We start from the raw sequence: 15466 nt of genomic DNA, 5'->3' as shown, positions 1-15466 counted from the left end.
CACATCCCCCGTCCGATACATCCGCCCACCGGAACCATCGAACGGACACGCCACAAACCGCTCCGCCGTCAACCCCGCCCGCCCCAGATACCCCCGCGCCAGCTGCGCTCCGGCCAGGTACAGCTCCCCCTCCACCCCCACCGGAACCGGCCGCAGCCACGAATCCAGCACATGGAGGCGGGTGTTCCAGACGGGGTGACCGATCGGCACTGAGCTGGTCTCCGTGCCGGGGCGGTGCTCCCAGAAGGTGACGTCGACCGCGGCCTCGGTCGGGCCGTAGAGGTTGTGCACCGGCACACCCAGCCGGGCCGCCGCCTCGTCGGCGAGTGCGGGCGGCAGCGCCTCACCGCTGCAGATGAGAAACCGAAGATCCGGCGAACCAGGAGAGGGCACCGCCTCCAGGAAGGCGGCCAGCATGGAGGGGACGAAGTGCAGGGCCGTGATGCGTTCGGAGTCGATGAGCCCGGCGAGGTAGGACGGGTCCCGGTGCCCGTCCGGCCTGGCGACGACCAGGGTGGCGCCGGTCTGAAGCGGCCAGAAGAACTCCCAGACCGACACGTCGAATCCGGCCGGCGTCTTCTGCAGAATGCGGTCCGCCGGACCCAGGCGATACTCGGACTGGGCCCAGAGCAGGCGGTTGACGATCGCACCGTGGGTGACCACGACCCCCTTGGGCCGCCCCGTCGAACCGGAGGTGTAGATCACGTACGCCGGACTCTCCGGCACGAGCGGCACCCCCGGATCGGACTCCGCGTATCCGGAGGTGTCGACCCCGGCCAGCCAGCCGGCGTCGATCACCAGAACCGGCCGGGAGTCGTCCAGCATCGACGCGATCCGCGCCGCCGGAAGCCCCGGGTCGACCGGCAGGTAGGCGGCGCCCGCCTTGATCACGGCGTACATGGCGACCAGCAGGTCCGGTGACCTGGGCAGCATCAGCGCCACCACTCGTTCGGCTCCCACCCCGTGCTCGGCCACCAGCAGACGGGCCAGCCGGTTGGCTCGCGCGTTGAACGCCGCGTAGCTCAGCTCGTCCCCCTCGAACACCAGCGCCGTCGCGTCCGGCGTCCGCGCGACCTGGGCCTCGAACAGCGCGGCCAGCGTGGTGCGGGGCACGTCCGCGGCCGTGTCGTTCCAGTGGTGGGGCACGAGCTCGCGCCCGCCCGAGGAGAGCCCGGCAGAGGAGAGCCGGCCGACGGCGGTGTCCGGCTCGGCGACCAGTTCGGCCAGCAGACCCAGGAAGCGGTCGAGCAGAACCGCGGCCTCCGCCTCGGTGAACACGTCGGGCCGGTACTGCAGCCGGAAACGGAGCACGTCCCCCGGAACGACCAGCAGCGTGATCGGGTAGTGCGTCGCGTCGGCCACGTCCGCCGAGGTCAGGTCGAGGTCGCCGATCGCCGTACGGGAGTCGACGGGGTAGTTCTCCATCACCAGCAGCGCGTCGAACAGGGGGCCGCGCCGGATCTCGGCAAGGCCGACGTGGTGGTGGGGCAGTAGTTCCGCCTGCTCGTCGCGGAGCCTGCGCAGCAGGTCACCCACGGTTTCCGCGGGGTCGAGCCGGACCCGGACCGGCAGGGTGTTGATGAACAGGCCGACCATGCGCTCGACCCCGGGCAACTCGGGCGGGCGGCCGGAGACCGTACCGCCGAAGACGACGTCGTCGCGGCCGGTCAGCCGGCCGAGCAGCAGGCCGAAGGCGGCCTGCATGACGGTGCTGAGCGTGCTGGAGTGCGTGCGCGCCAGAGCGGTGAGCTCCCTGGTCCGGTCGTCGTCGAGTTCGGCGGTGACCCTGGCGGGTGCGACCGGCTCGGCCGGGGCGTGCGGGGCGAGGAGGCCGGGCTCGTCGAAACCGTCCAGCGGCGGCGCGGGGGCGGGCTCCTGGCCCGAGTACAGCGCGAACAGCTCGGCCGCCAGCAGCGGTGTCGACCAGCCGTCCAGCAGGATGTGATGGTTGGTGAGGATCAGCCGGTGCCTGCCCGCCGGTGCACCAGCTGCACCGGGTCGCCGCGCAGCTCGAAGGAGGCTCGGAGGTTGGGGTGTCCGCGGACCAGGCGTTCCGCGGCGGCCCTGAGCCGTGGCGCGTCGAGGGGGCCGCTCAGGTCCAGGGTCAGCTGGGCGGTGTAGACGTCCACCTCCAGCAGGGAGTGGAAGAACAGGCCGTGCTGGAGCGGGGCGAGCGGCCAGACGTTCTGGAGGCCGGGGCCGAGCTCGTCGAGGTCGTCCTGGGTGAGGGGCACCGCTACGTCGGAGGGGGTGAGGCCGCCTCCGGCGTGCCGGGAGATACCGGTCAGCGCCTCCGACCAGGCGGCGGCCAGCTCGGCGATCCGGTTGTCGGCGTGGCGGGTGGGATCCCAGGTCCAGGTGACGCGGAGGACCTCGCCGAAGGCGATCGCGTCGATCTGGATGCCGTGCCTGAGCGGGGCGGCGGCGTCCTGGTCACCGGACAGCCCACCGGCCACGGGCTCCCAGTCCAGCCCGGAGGAGGTGATCCGGCCGAGGTAGTTGAAACCGATCTCCGGCTGGGGCAGCGCGGCGAGCGCGGGTGCCGTGTCGGGGTTGAGGTAGCGCAGCAGGCCATAGCCCAGCGGGTCGGGAAGAGCGCGGAGCTGCTCCTTCACCCGCTTGACCAGCCGGCCCGCGGCCTGGCCGCCGTTCTTGAGATCGGCCCAGTCAACGGGGCCCGCGTCGATCCTGGCGGGGTGCACGGCGGTGAACCAGCCCACGGTCGCGGACAGGTCCACACCGGGGAGGACCTGCTGCCTGCCGTGCCCTTCCAGGTCGACGAGCACCGAACGCCGCCCGCTCCACCTCGCGACCGCCGCCGCGAGCCCGGCGAGCAGCACGTCGTCGGCGTTCCCGTGGAAGGCAGCCGGCACGCTGCCCAGCAGCGGCCCCGCCACGTCGGCGGAGAGCTCCACGACCATCTCCCGCCGCTCCCCCCAGGTTCCCCGCTCACCTACCGGCGCGGACAGGGCCCGAGCCGGTGAGAGCGGCGGGGACGGCGTGAGGAGCGCGGTCCAGGCGGGAAGGTCGGCCACCCGTGCCGGGTTCACGGCCTCGGCCTGGAGCAGGCGCGCCCAGGTGCGGAAAGAGGTGGTGGGCTCGGACAGGCGTACCTCGGCGCCCTCTCTCCCGGCACTCCAGGCCGCGAGGAGGTCGGGCAGCAGGATCCGCCAGGACACGCCGTCGACGGCCAGGTGGTGGATGACCAGCAGCAGCCGTCCGGACCGCCGGTGGCCCGCGTCGAACCACACGACCCGTACCATCCGTCCGGCGCCGGGATCCAGCTCACCCCGGACCCGCTCGGCATACCCGGCCACCGTCTCGTCCGACACGTCCCGGACCCGTGCACCGCCCCCGCCGGCCGTCCCACCCGGGACACCGTCCCCGACACCGAGGCCCTCGCCGGCCGCCTCGTCCGGAATATCCGAGACCTCCACCTGGCGCACGCAGTCCGCTGCCAGGACCGCTCCAGCCGGGGCGATCTCCAGCCCCCACGCTCCGGCACCCGCCGAGGGCGTGGACGTCCGGAGCCTCAGCGCGTCGTGGTGGTCCAGCACGGCCTGGACCGCGGCCGTCAGGTTGTCGAGACCGAGATCCGGGGGTACCCGGAGCACCACGCTCTGGCTGAATCCTTCGATCGGCCCTTCGCCCTCGGCGAGCCAGGCGACGATCGGGGTGACGTCGACGGCTCCCGTGCCGTCATCCGCCGGGCCGTTCGGGTCCGTGCCGTCCGCGGGCTCCTCCGCCACGTGGGCGACGAGGGCGAGGGCCTCCGGGGTCTGGTGCTGGAAGACCTGCTTCGGGGTGAGCGCGAGCCCGGCCTCCCGTGCTCGGGAGACGAACCGGATGGCGAGGATGCTGTCGCCGCCCAGGTCGAAGAACCCGTCGTCGGCCCCGGCCCTGGGCAGGCCGAGGACCTCGGCGAACAGCCCGGCCAGCAGGCGTTCGCGGTCGGTCGCGGGCTCCCGGCCCGAGGTCTCCCCCACGGGTTCCGGCAGGGCACGCCGGTCGAGCTTGCCGTTGGCGGTCAGCGGCATCTCGTCCAGCGTCACGATCGCGGCGGGCACCATGTATTCGGGCAGCGACCGCCGCAGGTGCCCGCGCAGTTCCTCCACGTCCGCGCCGCCGACCACGTACCCGACCAGCCGCAGGTCTCCTCCCGGCTCGGGCCCCCGGTCACGGCGGGCCAGCACGACCGCCTGCTCGACGCCGGGATGCGCGGCCAGTACCGCCTCGATCTCGCCCGGCTCGATCCGGAAACCGCGGACCTTCACCTGCTGGTCGGCGCGGTCGACGTAGTGGAGTTGCCCGTCGGCACCCCAGCGGACCAGGTCGCCGGTGCGGTACATCCGCCCGCCGGGCACAAGGGGGTCGGCGACGAACCGCTCGGCGGTCAGCCCCGGCCGGTTCAGGTAGCCGCGGGCCAGGCTGGGTCCCGAGACGTACAGCTCCCCGACAGATCCCGGCGGGACCGGGCGCAAGCCGGTGTCCAGCACGTGCAGGCGGGCGTCGTAGACCGGGCGGCCGATCGGGGTCTCACCGGGGAGGATCAGCGGGTCGCTGCAGGTGACGACGACCGTGGTCTCCGTCGGTCCGTAAACATTGATCATCCGGCGCCCGGCGGACCAGCGGCGGACCAGCTCGGGGCGGCACGCCTCGCCGCCCACCAGCAGGGTCCGCAGCCCGGGGAGCGGTCTGACCGGGACCGTCGCCAGCGCGGCGGGGGTGATGAACGCGTGCGTGACGCGCTCCTCGGCGAGGAACCGGCCGAGCGGCTCGCCGCCGTACACCCCGGCGGGCACCGGCACGAGCGCCGCGCCCGCGGACAGGGCCATCAGCCATTCGAGCACCGCCCCGTCGAACCCGATCGAGGCGAACTGCAGGACCCGGCTGTCCTCCGTCACCGCGTACCTGTCGATCTCGGTGCGCGCGTACGCGGGCAGGCCCGCGTGGGTGACCACCACCCCCTTGGGGCGGCCGGTGGACCCGGAGGTGTAGACGACGTAGGCCGGGTGTTCCGGCAGCAGCCCGGTCACCGGGTCGGTGGCGGGCAGGTCGTCGCCGGTCCAGGTGTCCATCTGGACGACCTCGACGCCGGGCGGCGCGTGGAACCCGGCATCGGCGCGGGTCACCACGGCGGACGGGGTGGCGTCGGCGAGCATCGTCGCCAGGCGCTCCGGCGGATGGCCGGGGTCGAGGGGAAGGTAGGCGGCCCCGGACTTGAGGATGCCGAGGAACGCGACGGTCATGTCGAGGGAGCGGGGCACCGACAGGCCCACATAGCGGTCGGGCCCGGCGCCGAGGGCGATGAGATGGTGGGCCAGCCGGTTGGCCCGCGCGTTCAGCTCGGCATAGGTGATCTCGGTGTCCCCCGCGACGACGGCGACGGCACCGGGAGCGCGCCGTACCCGGTCCTCGAACAGGGAGACGGCCGTACCCGGCGGCACCTCGCGCGGCGCGGCGCCCCAGTCGGCCAGGAGCGCGTCTTCGGCCTCGTCGAGAAGTTCCACGGCGCCGACGCGAATGCCGGGACCCGCCTGGGCGACGCGGGTGAGGAAACGCAGGAAACGGCCGTGGTGGTCGGCCAGCAGGGCCTCGCCGTACAGGTCGGGGTGGCCGTCGAAGTCGATGCGGACCCCGCGCCCGTCGGAGCCGTCGTAGAGGTTGATCGACAGGTCCTCGACCGGCCCGGTGCAGAGCGGGTGCGCGACGGCGGTGTGACCGGCGAACTTCAGGTCGTAGTCGAACCGCATGATGTTGACCACCGGGCCGAACAGCCGGCCGCCCACCGTACCGCGGAGTTCGCGGCGCAGGTCCTCGTACCGGTAGCGCTGGTGCACCAGCAGCCGCCCGACCTCCCGGGTGACCTGGGCGGACAGCTCGCCGAAGGTCGTCTGCGGGGAGACCGCCAGGCGGAGCGGGAGCACGTTGGAGAGCATCCCCGGCGTTCGCCGGGCGGCGGGCGTGGTCCTGGCGGTGACGGCCAGCCCGAGGACCACCTCGCGGGCTCCGGTGAGACGCCCCACGAAGGCCGCGATCGCCGCGATCATGAACCCGGAGACGGCCGTACCGTGGGAGAGCGCGGCCTCGGTGAGCGCGGCGGCGTCGCGCGCACCGAGCGTGGCGCTCCGCCGGTTGAACCGCGAGGTGGCGGTGCTGCCGGGGGAGAGAGCGGGGACCGCGCTCAGATCGGCGAGCCTGCCGTGCCAGTGGCGGCGGTCGGCCTGGAAACGCTCGGAGGCGCGGTAGGCGGCGTCCTCCTCCAGCAAGGTGGCCAGCGACTGGAAACCACCGGGGCCGGGGTCGCGGCCGTCGACCAGTGCGGTGTAGACCTCGGCGAGACGCTGGGCGATCATCGGCCCGCTGTAGCCGTCCATGACCACGTGGTGGCAGCGCAGGTACCACAGGTGGCGGTCGGGCGCGATCCGGATCAGGGCGGTGGCCACGAGCGCGTCCTCGCGGAACGGCGAACGCAGGTCCTTTCGCATCCATTCCAGAGCGGCCCGCTCCGCACCGAGTCCCCCGTCGCCCGGCTCTCCCTCGCTGAGGTCGAGGAACGGGCACGGCACCTCGCACTCCTCGACGACCTGACCCACCTGACCGACCCGGCCCGTCTCCTCGGTCCCGTCGCCGATGATCCGTAGGTGAACGGCGTCGACCTCTCCGGCGGCGAGTCGCACGGCCGCGGCGAAGACCTCCGGATCGACCGGGCCGCAGATCTCTATGTACTGGGCAATGTAGAGCGGTTCGCCAGGGATAATCCGCTGGGCGTCCCATATTCCACTCTGCGCTGCAGACAATGGCAGGAGGGAATTCTTGCTGAACACCGTCGCCACGCTTTCCATCTGGGCCGGAAAATGCCTGACGGGCGCTTATTAGCACCTCGAAGGGGCAGAAAAGCATTGTGTGCGTCGATCCACCCCCACGTTTATTACCGGCAAGTAAATCACAGGTGTGATCTGCCTCGCAATAACGCCTTTTATCATTTACCGCTAAACTCGCCTCCTACTTTTTCGCTCTTTCTCAAGGCGACCTTGCCGGATCCGAGCACCACGCGGGGGCGCACGAGCCGCCGGGGCCTGAGCATGACCCGCGGCCTGACCGCCGTGGGGAGCCGGTAGGGGCGCGGTCCGCGCTGCCACCAGCGGGTGCCCCTGGCCAGGCGACTCGGCCACCAGACGACGTCGCCGACGTCCAGGGTGAGCGCGGTCACCAGTACGGAACGGACGATCATCGTGTCGAGCAGCACCCCCACGGCCACCGCGAAGGCGATCTGGACCGTCTGCGTCAGTGGAAGCACCACCAGCACCGCGAAGGTGCCGGCGAGCACGACCCCCGCCGAGGTGATCACGCCGCCGGTCGCGCCCAGGCCGAGGATCGCGCTGTGCGCCGTGCTGTAGCGGTGCGCCTCCTCCCGGACCCGGTGCATAAGGAAGATGTTGTAGTCGACGCCCAGCGCCACCAGCAGGACGAAGACCAGCAGGACGAACCCCTGGTCCACCCCGGCGAAGCCGAAGAGGTGCGCGAACGCCAGCGAGCTGATTCCCAGTGTGGCCAGGAACGACAGCACCACGGTGGCCAGCAGCAGCATGGGCGCGATGAGCGAGCGCAGCAGCACCGCGAGCACCGCGAAGACCACGAGCAGCACCAGCGGGATGATCACCACCCGATCCCGCTGCGCACCGCGCTCCAGGTCGGCGATGAGCGCCACGTTGCCGCCCACGTTGACGTCCGGGGCGGCGACCGCCCGCAGCCGGTCGCGCAGGGCGAGCACCTCGTGCTGCTCGGCCTCCTCGCCGTCGCCCCCGCGTACCGTCACGTTGAGCAGGATGTCGCCGTTGCCCGCGGCGCCCAGCGAGATCGCGGTGACCTCGGGTCGCTGCGCGGTGTCCACGATCACGTCCCTGACGTACTGCTCGGTGGTGACCACCTGGACCGGGTCGGCCTCGCCCGAGGGAAAGTGCCGCTCGGCGGCCTCCTGCCCGACCACCGAGTCCGGCCTGGAGAGGAAGACGTCGGCGTTGCCCAGCCCGCCCGCCCGGTAGGAGGCCAGCCCGGACGCGCACAGGCAGAGCCCGAGGACCGTGACGACCCACACCAGACGGGGGTTCGCGTGGATCCTCCTGCCCAGAGCGCCCCATCTGCCGTGGTCGGCGGGGTGCTCCTCGGCGTCCGGGTCGTGGTGCGGGACGAGCGGCCAGAAGATCCAGCGCCCGAAGACGACCATGACCGCGGGAAGCAGGGTCATCATGGCGAGCATCGCGCTGGTCACCCCGACCGCGGAGACCGGCCCGAGGCCCCTGGTGGAGTTGAGTTCGGCCACCACCAGGCAGAGCAGCGCGGCGACCACCGTCGCCGCGCTCGCCACCACCGCGGGCCCGGCCCTGCGCAGCGCGACCGCCATCGCCTCGTGCCGGTCGGCGTGCCTGCGCAGTTCCTCGCGGTAGCGGGCGATGACCAGCAGCGCGTAGTCGGTGCCCGCGCCGATCACCAGGACCATGAGCAGCGAGACCGCCACGCTGCTGACCGTGATCGCGCCCGCGGCGGCGAGCAGGTAGTTCACCCCCATCGCGACGGCCAGCCCGACCAGCACCGTGCCCAGCGGGAAGAGCCAGAGGACCGCGCTGCGGTAGGTGATCAGGAGCACCACCACGGCCACGCCCATCGCGGCCAGCAGCAGGTCGCTGTCCACCGTCGAGAACACGGCCAGCGCGTCGGCCTGGAATCCGACCATGCCGGTGATGTGCGCGGCCAGTCCCGCGGGGCGGCCCTCGTCCACGACACGGCGGATCCGGTCGACGATCTCGGCGGTCTCCCTGCCGCCCTGGTCCCTGACGATCACCACGACCTGGACCGCCTCGCCGTCCCCGGACCGCTGGGTGGCGATCAACTTGATCGTCTTGGTCAGCCTGGGCGCCTGGAACTTCTGCTCGACCCTCCGCAGTTGTTCGGGCAGCCGTCCTCGGGCGTCCCGGTACGGCGCGAGCTCCCTGTCGAACTCCGCACGCCCGAAGGTCCTGCCGCCGGTGGGTGTGGGCATCTCGGCCACCACCCCGGGGACCCCGGCCAGTGCCTTGACGTCCCTGGCGATCTCGGCGTCGTCGGCCTCGCCGAGACCGCCCGGCCGCTCGTAGACGATCGTCGCCGGGGAGAGGTTCTCCCCTTGCATGCCGAGGATGCGCCTGACCGCCTGCGCGGAGTCCGCGCTGGCGGGGAGGTATCCGGCGACGTCGTCCTGCTGCACCGACTCCAGCCGCCCGGCGAGGGAGGCGGCCACGATGACGACGCCCAGCCAGACGAGCAGCACCACCCACTTCGTGCGCCGCCCGCACAGCAGCCCGGCCAGCGACGCCCCGTTCATCGGCCCGTGCTCAGCCGTCCCAACAGGTGGTCGGCCATGGCCGCGACCGTCGGGTGTTCCCAGGCCATGGTCGGCTCGATCTCCAGCCCGTACTCGGCCTCGATGTCACCGCAGAGGCTGAGCGAGTAGACGGAGTCCATGCCGTACTGGGCGACCGGCACCAACGGGTCGATCTCCTCCGGCGAGCGCATGACGTAGGAGGCCACCCGCGCCCCCAGCCAGCCGCGGATGATGTCCAGGTCTGCGGCGATCCCGGCGTCGGCGGACATGTTCACACTCCTTCTGATCGGACGCGCGCGGCGACGGCCGCCGTGAGCTCGGCGTGAACGACGGGCAGCGATCCGTTCAGCAGCAGGTCACGGGTGCGTGAGCGCTGGATCTTGCCGCTGGTGGTCTTGCCCACTCCGCCGCGCCTGACCAGCACGACGCTCATCGACGGCAGCCCGAAGGAACGGGCGAGCTCGCCCTGCACGCCGCGGGCCAGCTCTTCCGCGGGGGCGTCGAGGTCCCGTTCGCGAATCTCCTGGACGAGCACCACGTGCTCGCCCCCGGCACGCACGCCGAAGGCCGCCCCGGCCCCCAGCGACGGGTGCACCTGCCGGGCGGCCTCCTCCAGGTCCTGGGGATAGAGGTTGCGCCCGTTGACGATGACGACGTCCTTGATGCGGCCGGTGACATACAGCTCGCCGTCCAGCAGGAAGCCCAGGTCCCCGGTTCGCAGGAACGGCCCCTCGCCCGCGGCGGTGTGTCCGCGGAAGGCATCGCGGGTCGCCTCCTCGCGCTGCCAGTACCCCCGCGCGACGCTCTCCCCGCGCACCCAGAGCTCTCCGACCCGCCCGTGTGGCAGTTCGGTTCCGGTGCCGGGATCGACGACGTGCACGGACATGCTGATCGGCCGCCCGCAGCCGACCAGTTCCACGCCCTCTCCCGGGTGCTCCACCGGAACCGCCTCGTGCCGCTCCAGCGCCGTGGCGTCGAACCCGCGGACCGTCGGCCCGTGCCCCAGCGGGGTGGCGGTGATCACCAGGGTCGCCTCGGCCATGCCGTACGCCGGGGCCCATGCCCTCTCGCTGAAGCCCGCGGCTCCGAAGCGGCGCACCATCGCGCGCAGCGTGCCGGTACGCACCGGCTCGGCCCCGTTGAGCGCGAAGCGCAGGCTGGACAGGTCGAGCCCTGCCACCTGGGCGTCGGTGACCCGGGCCGCGCACCACTCGTAGGCGAAGTTCGGCGCGACGGTGTATCCGGCCCGGTATCGGCTGATCATCTCCAGCCAGAGCGCGGGGCGCATGACGAAGGCGATCGGCGAGGCGAAGTAGAGGTCGCCGCCCGCGTAGATCGGTTGGAGCAGCATGCCGACCAGGCCCATGTCGTGGTAGTGCGGCAGCCAGCCCACCCCGACGCCCACCTTGGGCGAGCCGATCGCCCGCCAGATCTCCCCCTCGTTGTGGAGCAGGTTGGCGTGGGTGATCATGACGCCTCTGGGCTCGCTGGTGGAACCGGAGGTGTACTGCATGTAGGCGAGGGTGTCGGGCCCCATCCGGGGCATCGTCCAGTCCCCGGGGTCGGGGAGGTCGAGAGCGTCGGTGGCCACGCACTCGACGGTGCCGTCCAGGCCGACATCACGCAGCCAGGCGCCGAGCATGTCCAGGTTGGCCGAGTCGGTGAGCACCAGCCGCACGTCGGCGTCCTTGATGATCCCCTCGGCGCGCTCCAGCGCGCGGGGATCGGTCTGCGGCAGCGGCGAGGGCACCGCGACCACCCGGGAGTACAGGCAACCCAGGAATGCCGCCAGGAACTCCAGACCGGCCGGGTGGAGCAACAGCACCGTCTGGTCCGCCATCCGCCACCCCGCCAGCCAGGCGCCGATCGACCTGGCCCGCGCGTCGAGGTCGGCGAAGGTCAGACGGTCCTGCTCGACGAGCTCGCCCCTGCGGTCCTCCACGAAGGTGTAGGACCGTTCGTGCCCGTGCCGGTCCACCTGCGCGCGCACCCACTGCACAAAGGACATCTGGTCATCTCCCATGATGGCAAGAGACCCCAACATAGGAGGAAAGATCAGCCGGTCCCAGGCCTGGGCCGCACAAGCTCTCACCCGGTTTTACGCCGAAAGTTAGTACTTTCCCCCGCCCCGTTTCCGCCCCGCGAGTCCGTGTACGGGGGCACGCGCGAGGGCATGGACGGAGCTGAATCTTGCCGAGTTAGGCACACTTGCTTAATATGTGAGCAGATGTTCAGGTGTTGACAGAATGGATCTTACGATGGGTCACGGGCATGGCCACGGGCACCGCGCCGACGCCGACCGCCGCTACCTCGCGGCGGCACTCGCCCTGCTGCTCGCCTTCATGGCGGCCGAGGTCGTCATCGGCCTCGCCGCCAACTCCATCGCGCTGATCTCCGACGCCGGGCACATGCTCACCGACGCCGGCGCCATCGCGCTCGCGCTGGTGGCGATGAGGATGGCGGCCCGCCCGGCCCGTGGCGCCTACACCTTCGGCTGGAAGCGGGCCGAGATCCTCTCCGCGGCCGTCAACGGGCTGACGTTCGTGGCGCTCGTCGCCTACTTCGTCTACGAGAGCGTGCGGCGGCTCATCGAGCCGCCCGAGGTCGCCGGAGCCCTGGTTTTCGGCACCGCTCTGGCCGGGATCGCGGTCAACGCCGTCGCCGCGTGGCTCATCGCCAGGGCCGACCGGAGCAGCCTCAACGTGCAGGGCGCGTTCCAGCACATCCTCAACGACCTGTACGCGTTCGTGGCCACCGCGATCGCCGGCGCGGTCGTCTGGCTCACCGGCTGGGGCCGGGCCGACGCGATCGCCGCCCTGGTCGTCGCGGCCCTGATGGCCAAGGCGGCCTACGGCCTGCTGCGCGACGCCGGACGCATCCTGTTCGAGGCCGCCCCCGACGGGGTGAACCCGGCCGAGGTGAGCGCCGCGATCATCGCCCACACGAGCGTGACGGGTGTCGAGGACCTGCACGTGTGGACGGTGACCAGCGGCTTCCCCGCGCTCTCCGCGCACGTGACCGTCATGCCCGGCGGCGACTGCCACCGGGTCCGCCGCGAGCTGGCCGAGCTGCTGCACCAGCGCTTCCACATCGACCACACCACCTTGCAGGTCGACCACGTCCCCGGCACGGCATGCCACATGATCACCGGCTGAGACAGGCCTCGAAGATCGCGGTGAGCCGGGCGATCACCGCCTCACGGTCGGGGACGTCACTCGACTCGGGGCCGTAGAGCTGGCGCATCGTGCCGTTCCCAGTGATGAGCGCGGTGGCGATCCTCGCCCGGAAGGCCGCGTCGGGACCGGAGAGCCTTGCCGACAGGGGCTCCAGGATCGCCGAACTGACCCGGTCCCGGATGAGATCGTGGATCTCCGGGCAGTTGGACGACCGGATGAGCGCGGCCATCACCGGGCTCGCCTGGTCTGAGCGGAGCCGCTCGGCGATGTACTCGGCCAGGCGCCGGGGGAGCTCCTCCTCGGGGCAGTCCAGGACGCCGGGGAAGCGTCCCTGCATCGCGAGCACCTCGGCGAACAGCTCTCGCTTGCTGCCGAAGTAACGGTTGATCAGCGCTATGTTGGCATCCGCCTCGGCGGCGATCAGCCGCATCGTCACCTGGTCGTAGCCAAGGTCGGCGAACAGCCGGCGGGCCGCGTCGAGGATGCGCCGCCTGGTGCCCTCCCTGTCGCGCTGCCGTGTCTCATCCACCTACGCGATCCTTCCAGATTTGACGAGTAAACAAGCGTCTACTAACTTAATATGTACTCTACATGCATTGGGGGACGGTTCATGCCGACCGAACAACAGATCCGGGCCGAGGCCGCACCGAGTTTCACCCACAAACAGGTGCTGGAGATCCTGGCCGGACTGATGCTCGCCATGCTGACGTCGATGATCTCGACGTCCGTGGTGGGAACCGCGTTGCCGACGATCGTCGGCACGCTCGGCGGCCAGGACCAGCTCGCATGGGTGGCCAGCGCGACCCTGCTGACCATGACCGCCTCCACCCCGATCTGGGGCAAGGTCTCCGACCTCTACGGCCGCAAGCTCATGTTCCAGGTCGCCCTGGTCGTCTTCGTGGTGTCCTCCGTCGCCGCCGGGTTCTCCCAGGACATGGGCCAGCTCATCGCCGCCAGAGCGGTGCAGGGCATCGGTGCCGGTGGTCTCGCCGCGCTCCCGCAGATCATCCTCGGCGACGTGGTGGAACCCCGCGAGCGTGGCCGCTACTCCGGCTACATCGGCGCGGTCTTCGGCGTCTCGACGGTGGCCGGCCCGCTGCTCGGCGGGTTCATCGTGGACAACATGTCCTGGCGCTGGACGTTCTGGATCTGCGTGCCGCTGGCCGTGGTCGCGTTCGTCGTCATCCAGAAGGTGCTGAAGCTGCCCTTCACCCGCCGCGACACCAAGGTCGACTGGTGGGGTGCGACCTTCATCACCGGCGGCACCACCGCGCTGATGCTGCTGCTCTCCCTCGGCGGCAAGGAGTTCGACTGGAACTCCGGGTGGACCTACGGCCTGGGCGTGCTCAGCCTGGCGATGTTCGGCCTGGCCGTCGTCGCCGAGCGCAGGGCAGCCGACCCGATCCTGCCCCCGCACCTGTTCCGCAACCGCACCTTCGTGCTCACCTCCGTCGCCTCCCTGCTGGTCGGCGCGGCGATGTTCGGCGCGCTGATGTTCCTGCCCCAGTACCTGCAGATCGTCAAGGACATGAGCCCCACCGGCTCCGGCCTGATGACCCTTCCCCTGGTGCTCGCCCTGCTCGTCTCCTCGATCGCGGTCGGCAGGTTCGTCAGCAGGACCGGCCGGTGGAAGATCTTCCCCGTGGTGGGCATGCTGCTGGTCGGACTCGGCCTGTTCCTCCTGTCGCGCCTGCACGTCGACAGTTCGCTGCTGCTCGTCGGCGTCGACAACGCGGTGCTCGGCGTCGGGCTCGGCGCCACCATGCAGATCCTGATCCTGGCCGCGCAGAACGCGGTGTCCAGGGCGGACCTCGCCTCGACGACCTCCGGCGTGTCGTTCTTCCGCTCCCTGGGCAGCGCGGTGGGTGTCGCCGCCTTCGGCGCGATCCTGGCCAACCGCCTCACCGCGGAGCTGATCTCCCTGGCGAAGGCCGCGAAGCTGCCGCTGAGCGGTGGCGCGACCCCCAACCTCGGCTCCCCCAAGGCCATCCACCAGCTCCCCGCACCGGTCCTGGAGATCATCCTGGAGGCCTTCACCCGGGCGATGAGCGCGGTCTTCCTGGTCGGCGTCCCGATCGCCGTCCTCGCCGCGGTGACCGTCCTGATGATCAAGGAGATCCCGCTGCGCTCGGCCCGGTCCGCCGCCCCGGCCCCCACCGCCGATCCGGCCGCCCCGCCGGTCACCGTCGGCAGGTAGCGAACCTCCCCACGCACCGGAGCCCGGGGCCGGCCCACTCTCCGCCGGCCCCGGGCTCCGGTGCGCGGGAGGGCAGGATGCGATCTCGCCGCCCAAGAGTGACGGCGGTCAGAGTGTCCACTTCTGGTTGGCCCAGCCGTTGCAGTTCCACAGCTGCACCTTGGTCCCGTTCGAACCTATGGTGCCCAGGTCAGCGTCCAGGCAGCGCCCGTTGTACATGCTGTAGATCGTGTGGCTCGTCGCATCGTAGATCCACTTCTGGTTGGCCCAGCCGTTGCAGTCCCAGAGCTGCACCTTGGTGCCGTTCGCGTTGATGGTGCCCAGGTCCGCGTCCAGACAACGCCCGTTCTCCTTGCTGTGGATCGTGTGGCTGGACACGTCATAGCTCCACGACTGGTTGTCCCAGCCGTTGCATCCCCACAGCTGCACCTTGGTGCCGTTCGGGCCGATGGTGCCCAGATCGGCGTCCAGACAACGCCAGTTCTGGTGACTGCGGATGGGGCCCCAGGCGGCGGACGCCGTACTCGATGCGGTCACCGCACCGGGGGCGAACCCCGCGCAACCGAGCGCGACCGCCGCCGCCGACGCCAGCACCCTGAATCTCCGTCGCATCGTCGATGCTCTCCTTCCTGCGGATCACGGGAGTGGAGAGCGACGTGCACCATCGGAAGACCCCCGCCCCCGATGACTACTCTCCGCAGCAGAACGTACACGCAGAGAGATCGGTTTCAG

10 protein-coding genes are annotated in these 15466 nt (G+C 71.2%); 3 read left to right on the top strand and 7 right to left on the bottom strand.

From position 1 onward, the window contains the following. A partial coding sequence (locus IG98_RS47750) for a non-ribosomal peptide synthetase (protein ID WP_245651883.1) occupies positions 1-1740 on the bottom strand: 1740 nt, incomplete at its 3' end. Between IG98_RS47750 and IG98_RS52130 the strand changes: the two genes are divergently transcribed. Further along, on the top strand, positions 1703-1945 hold the full coding sequence (locus tag IG98_RS52130) for a hypothetical protein (protein ID WP_051753437.1): 243 nt from the start codon (positions 1703-1705) through the stop codon (positions 1943-1945). The two genes, IG98_RS47750 and IG98_RS52130, sit on opposite strands and share 38 nt — an antisense overlap. 13 nt (positions 1946-1958) lie before the next feature. Here the strand turns inward: IG98_RS52130 and IG98_RS45800 are convergent, their stop codons facing one another. The 4 genes from IG98_RS45800 to IG98_RS0137355 form a co-directional block, all read right to left on the bottom strand. Further along, a complete protein-coding gene (locus tag IG98_RS45800) occupies positions 1959-6800 on the bottom strand; it encodes a non-ribosomal peptide synthetase (RefSeq protein ID WP_169750257.1) in 4842 nt (1613 codons plus the stop codon). Positions 6801-6982: 182 nt separating this feature from the next. Further along, positions 6983-9361 carry an MMPL family transporter gene (locus tag IG98_RS0137365; RefSeq protein ID WP_051753435.1) on the bottom strand — a complete coding sequence of 793 codons (2379 nt, stop codon included), beginning with the start codon at positions 9359-9361 and terminating at the stop codon, positions 6983-6985. After that, positions 9358-9630 carry an acyl carrier protein gene (locus tag IG98_RS0137360; RefSeq protein WP_030923661.1) on the bottom strand — a complete coding sequence of 91 codons (273 nt, stop codon included), beginning with the start codon at positions 9628-9630 and terminating at the stop codon, positions 9358-9360. Before IG98_RS0137360 ends, IG98_RS0137365 begins: the two co-directional genes overlap by 4 nt. A 2-nt stretch (positions 9631-9632) precedes the next feature. Then, positions 9633-11369, bottom strand: coding sequence for a fatty acyl-AMP ligase (locus IG98_RS0137355; RefSeq protein WP_030923658.1), 1737 nt, complete (start codon positions 11367-11369; stop codon positions 9633-9635). Positions 11370-11619: 250 nt separating this feature from the next. On the opposite strand from IG98_RS0137355, the gene IG98_RS0137350 reads away from it, so the two are divergent. Then, complete coding sequence (locus IG98_RS0137350) at positions 11620-12516, top strand: cation diffusion facilitator family transporter (protein ID WP_245651882.1); 897 nt, start codon at positions 11620-11622, stop codon at positions 12514-12516. Here the strand turns inward: IG98_RS0137350 and IG98_RS0137345 are convergent. Further along, entirely contained in the window at positions 12506-13066 is a 561-nt protein-coding gene (locus IG98_RS0137345) for a TetR/AcrR family transcriptional regulator (protein ID WP_030923654.1), read from the bottom strand. The genes IG98_RS0137350 and IG98_RS0137345 overlap by 11 nt on opposite strands. Before the next feature lie 81 nt (positions 13067-13147). Between IG98_RS0137345 and IG98_RS0137340 the strand changes: the two genes are divergently transcribed. Next, entirely contained in the window at positions 13148-14734 is a 1587-nt protein-coding gene (locus IG98_RS0137340; protein WP_030923652.1) for an MDR family MFS transporter, read from the top strand. A 108-nt stretch (positions 14735-14842) separates the two neighbouring features. Here the strand turns inward: IG98_RS0137340 and IG98_RS0137335 are convergent, their stop codons facing one another. Beyond that, positions 14843-15346 (bottom strand): RICIN domain-containing protein, encoded by a 504-nt coding sequence (locus IG98_RS0137335; protein ID WP_084195930.1) that lies wholly within the window; start codon positions 15344-15346, stop codon positions 14843-14845. Between the last annotated feature and the right edge of the window lie 120 nt (positions 15347-15466).

This window comes from Streptosporangium amethystogenes, assembly GCF_000721075.1.
Lineage (GTDB): Bacteria > Actinomycetota > Actinomycetes > Streptosporangiales > Streptosporangiaceae > Streptosporangium > Streptosporangium amethystogenes.
The sequence above is the reverse complement of the archived record's forward strand: the minus strand, read 5'-3'. Positions and strand labels throughout refer to the sequence as shown.

Bases quoted from the DNA above. Each gene is read 5' to 3' on its own strand.
- IG98_RS0137360 (WP_030923661.1), bottom strand. From the start codon at position 9,630: ATGTCCGCCGACGCCGGGATCGCCGCAGACCTGGACATCATCCGCGGC.
- IG98_RS0137355 (WP_030923658.1), bottom strand. From the start codon at position 11,369: ATGTCCTTTGTGCAGTGGGTGCGCGCGCAGGTGGACCGGCACGGGCAC.
- IG98_RS0137335 (WP_084195930.1), bottom strand. From the start codon at position 15,346: ATGCGACGGAGATTCAGGGTGCTGGCGTCGGCGGCGGCGGTCGCGCTC.
- IG98_RS0137365 (WP_051753435.1), bottom strand. From the start codon at position 9,361: ATGAACGGGGCGTCGCTGGCCGGGCTGCTGTGCGGGCGGCGCACGAAG.
- IG98_RS0137350 (WP_245651882.1), top strand. From the start codon at position 11,620: ATGGGTCACGGGCATGGCCACGGGCACCGCGCCGACGCCGACCGCCGC.
- IG98_RS0137340 (WP_030923652.1), top strand. From the start codon at position 13,148: ATGCCGACCGAACAACAGATCCGGGCCGAGGCCGCACCGAGTTTCACC.
- IG98_RS52130 (WP_051753437.1), top strand. From the start codon at position 1,703: ATGACGGTGCTGAGCGTGCTGGAGTGCGTGCGCGCCAGAGCGGTGAGC.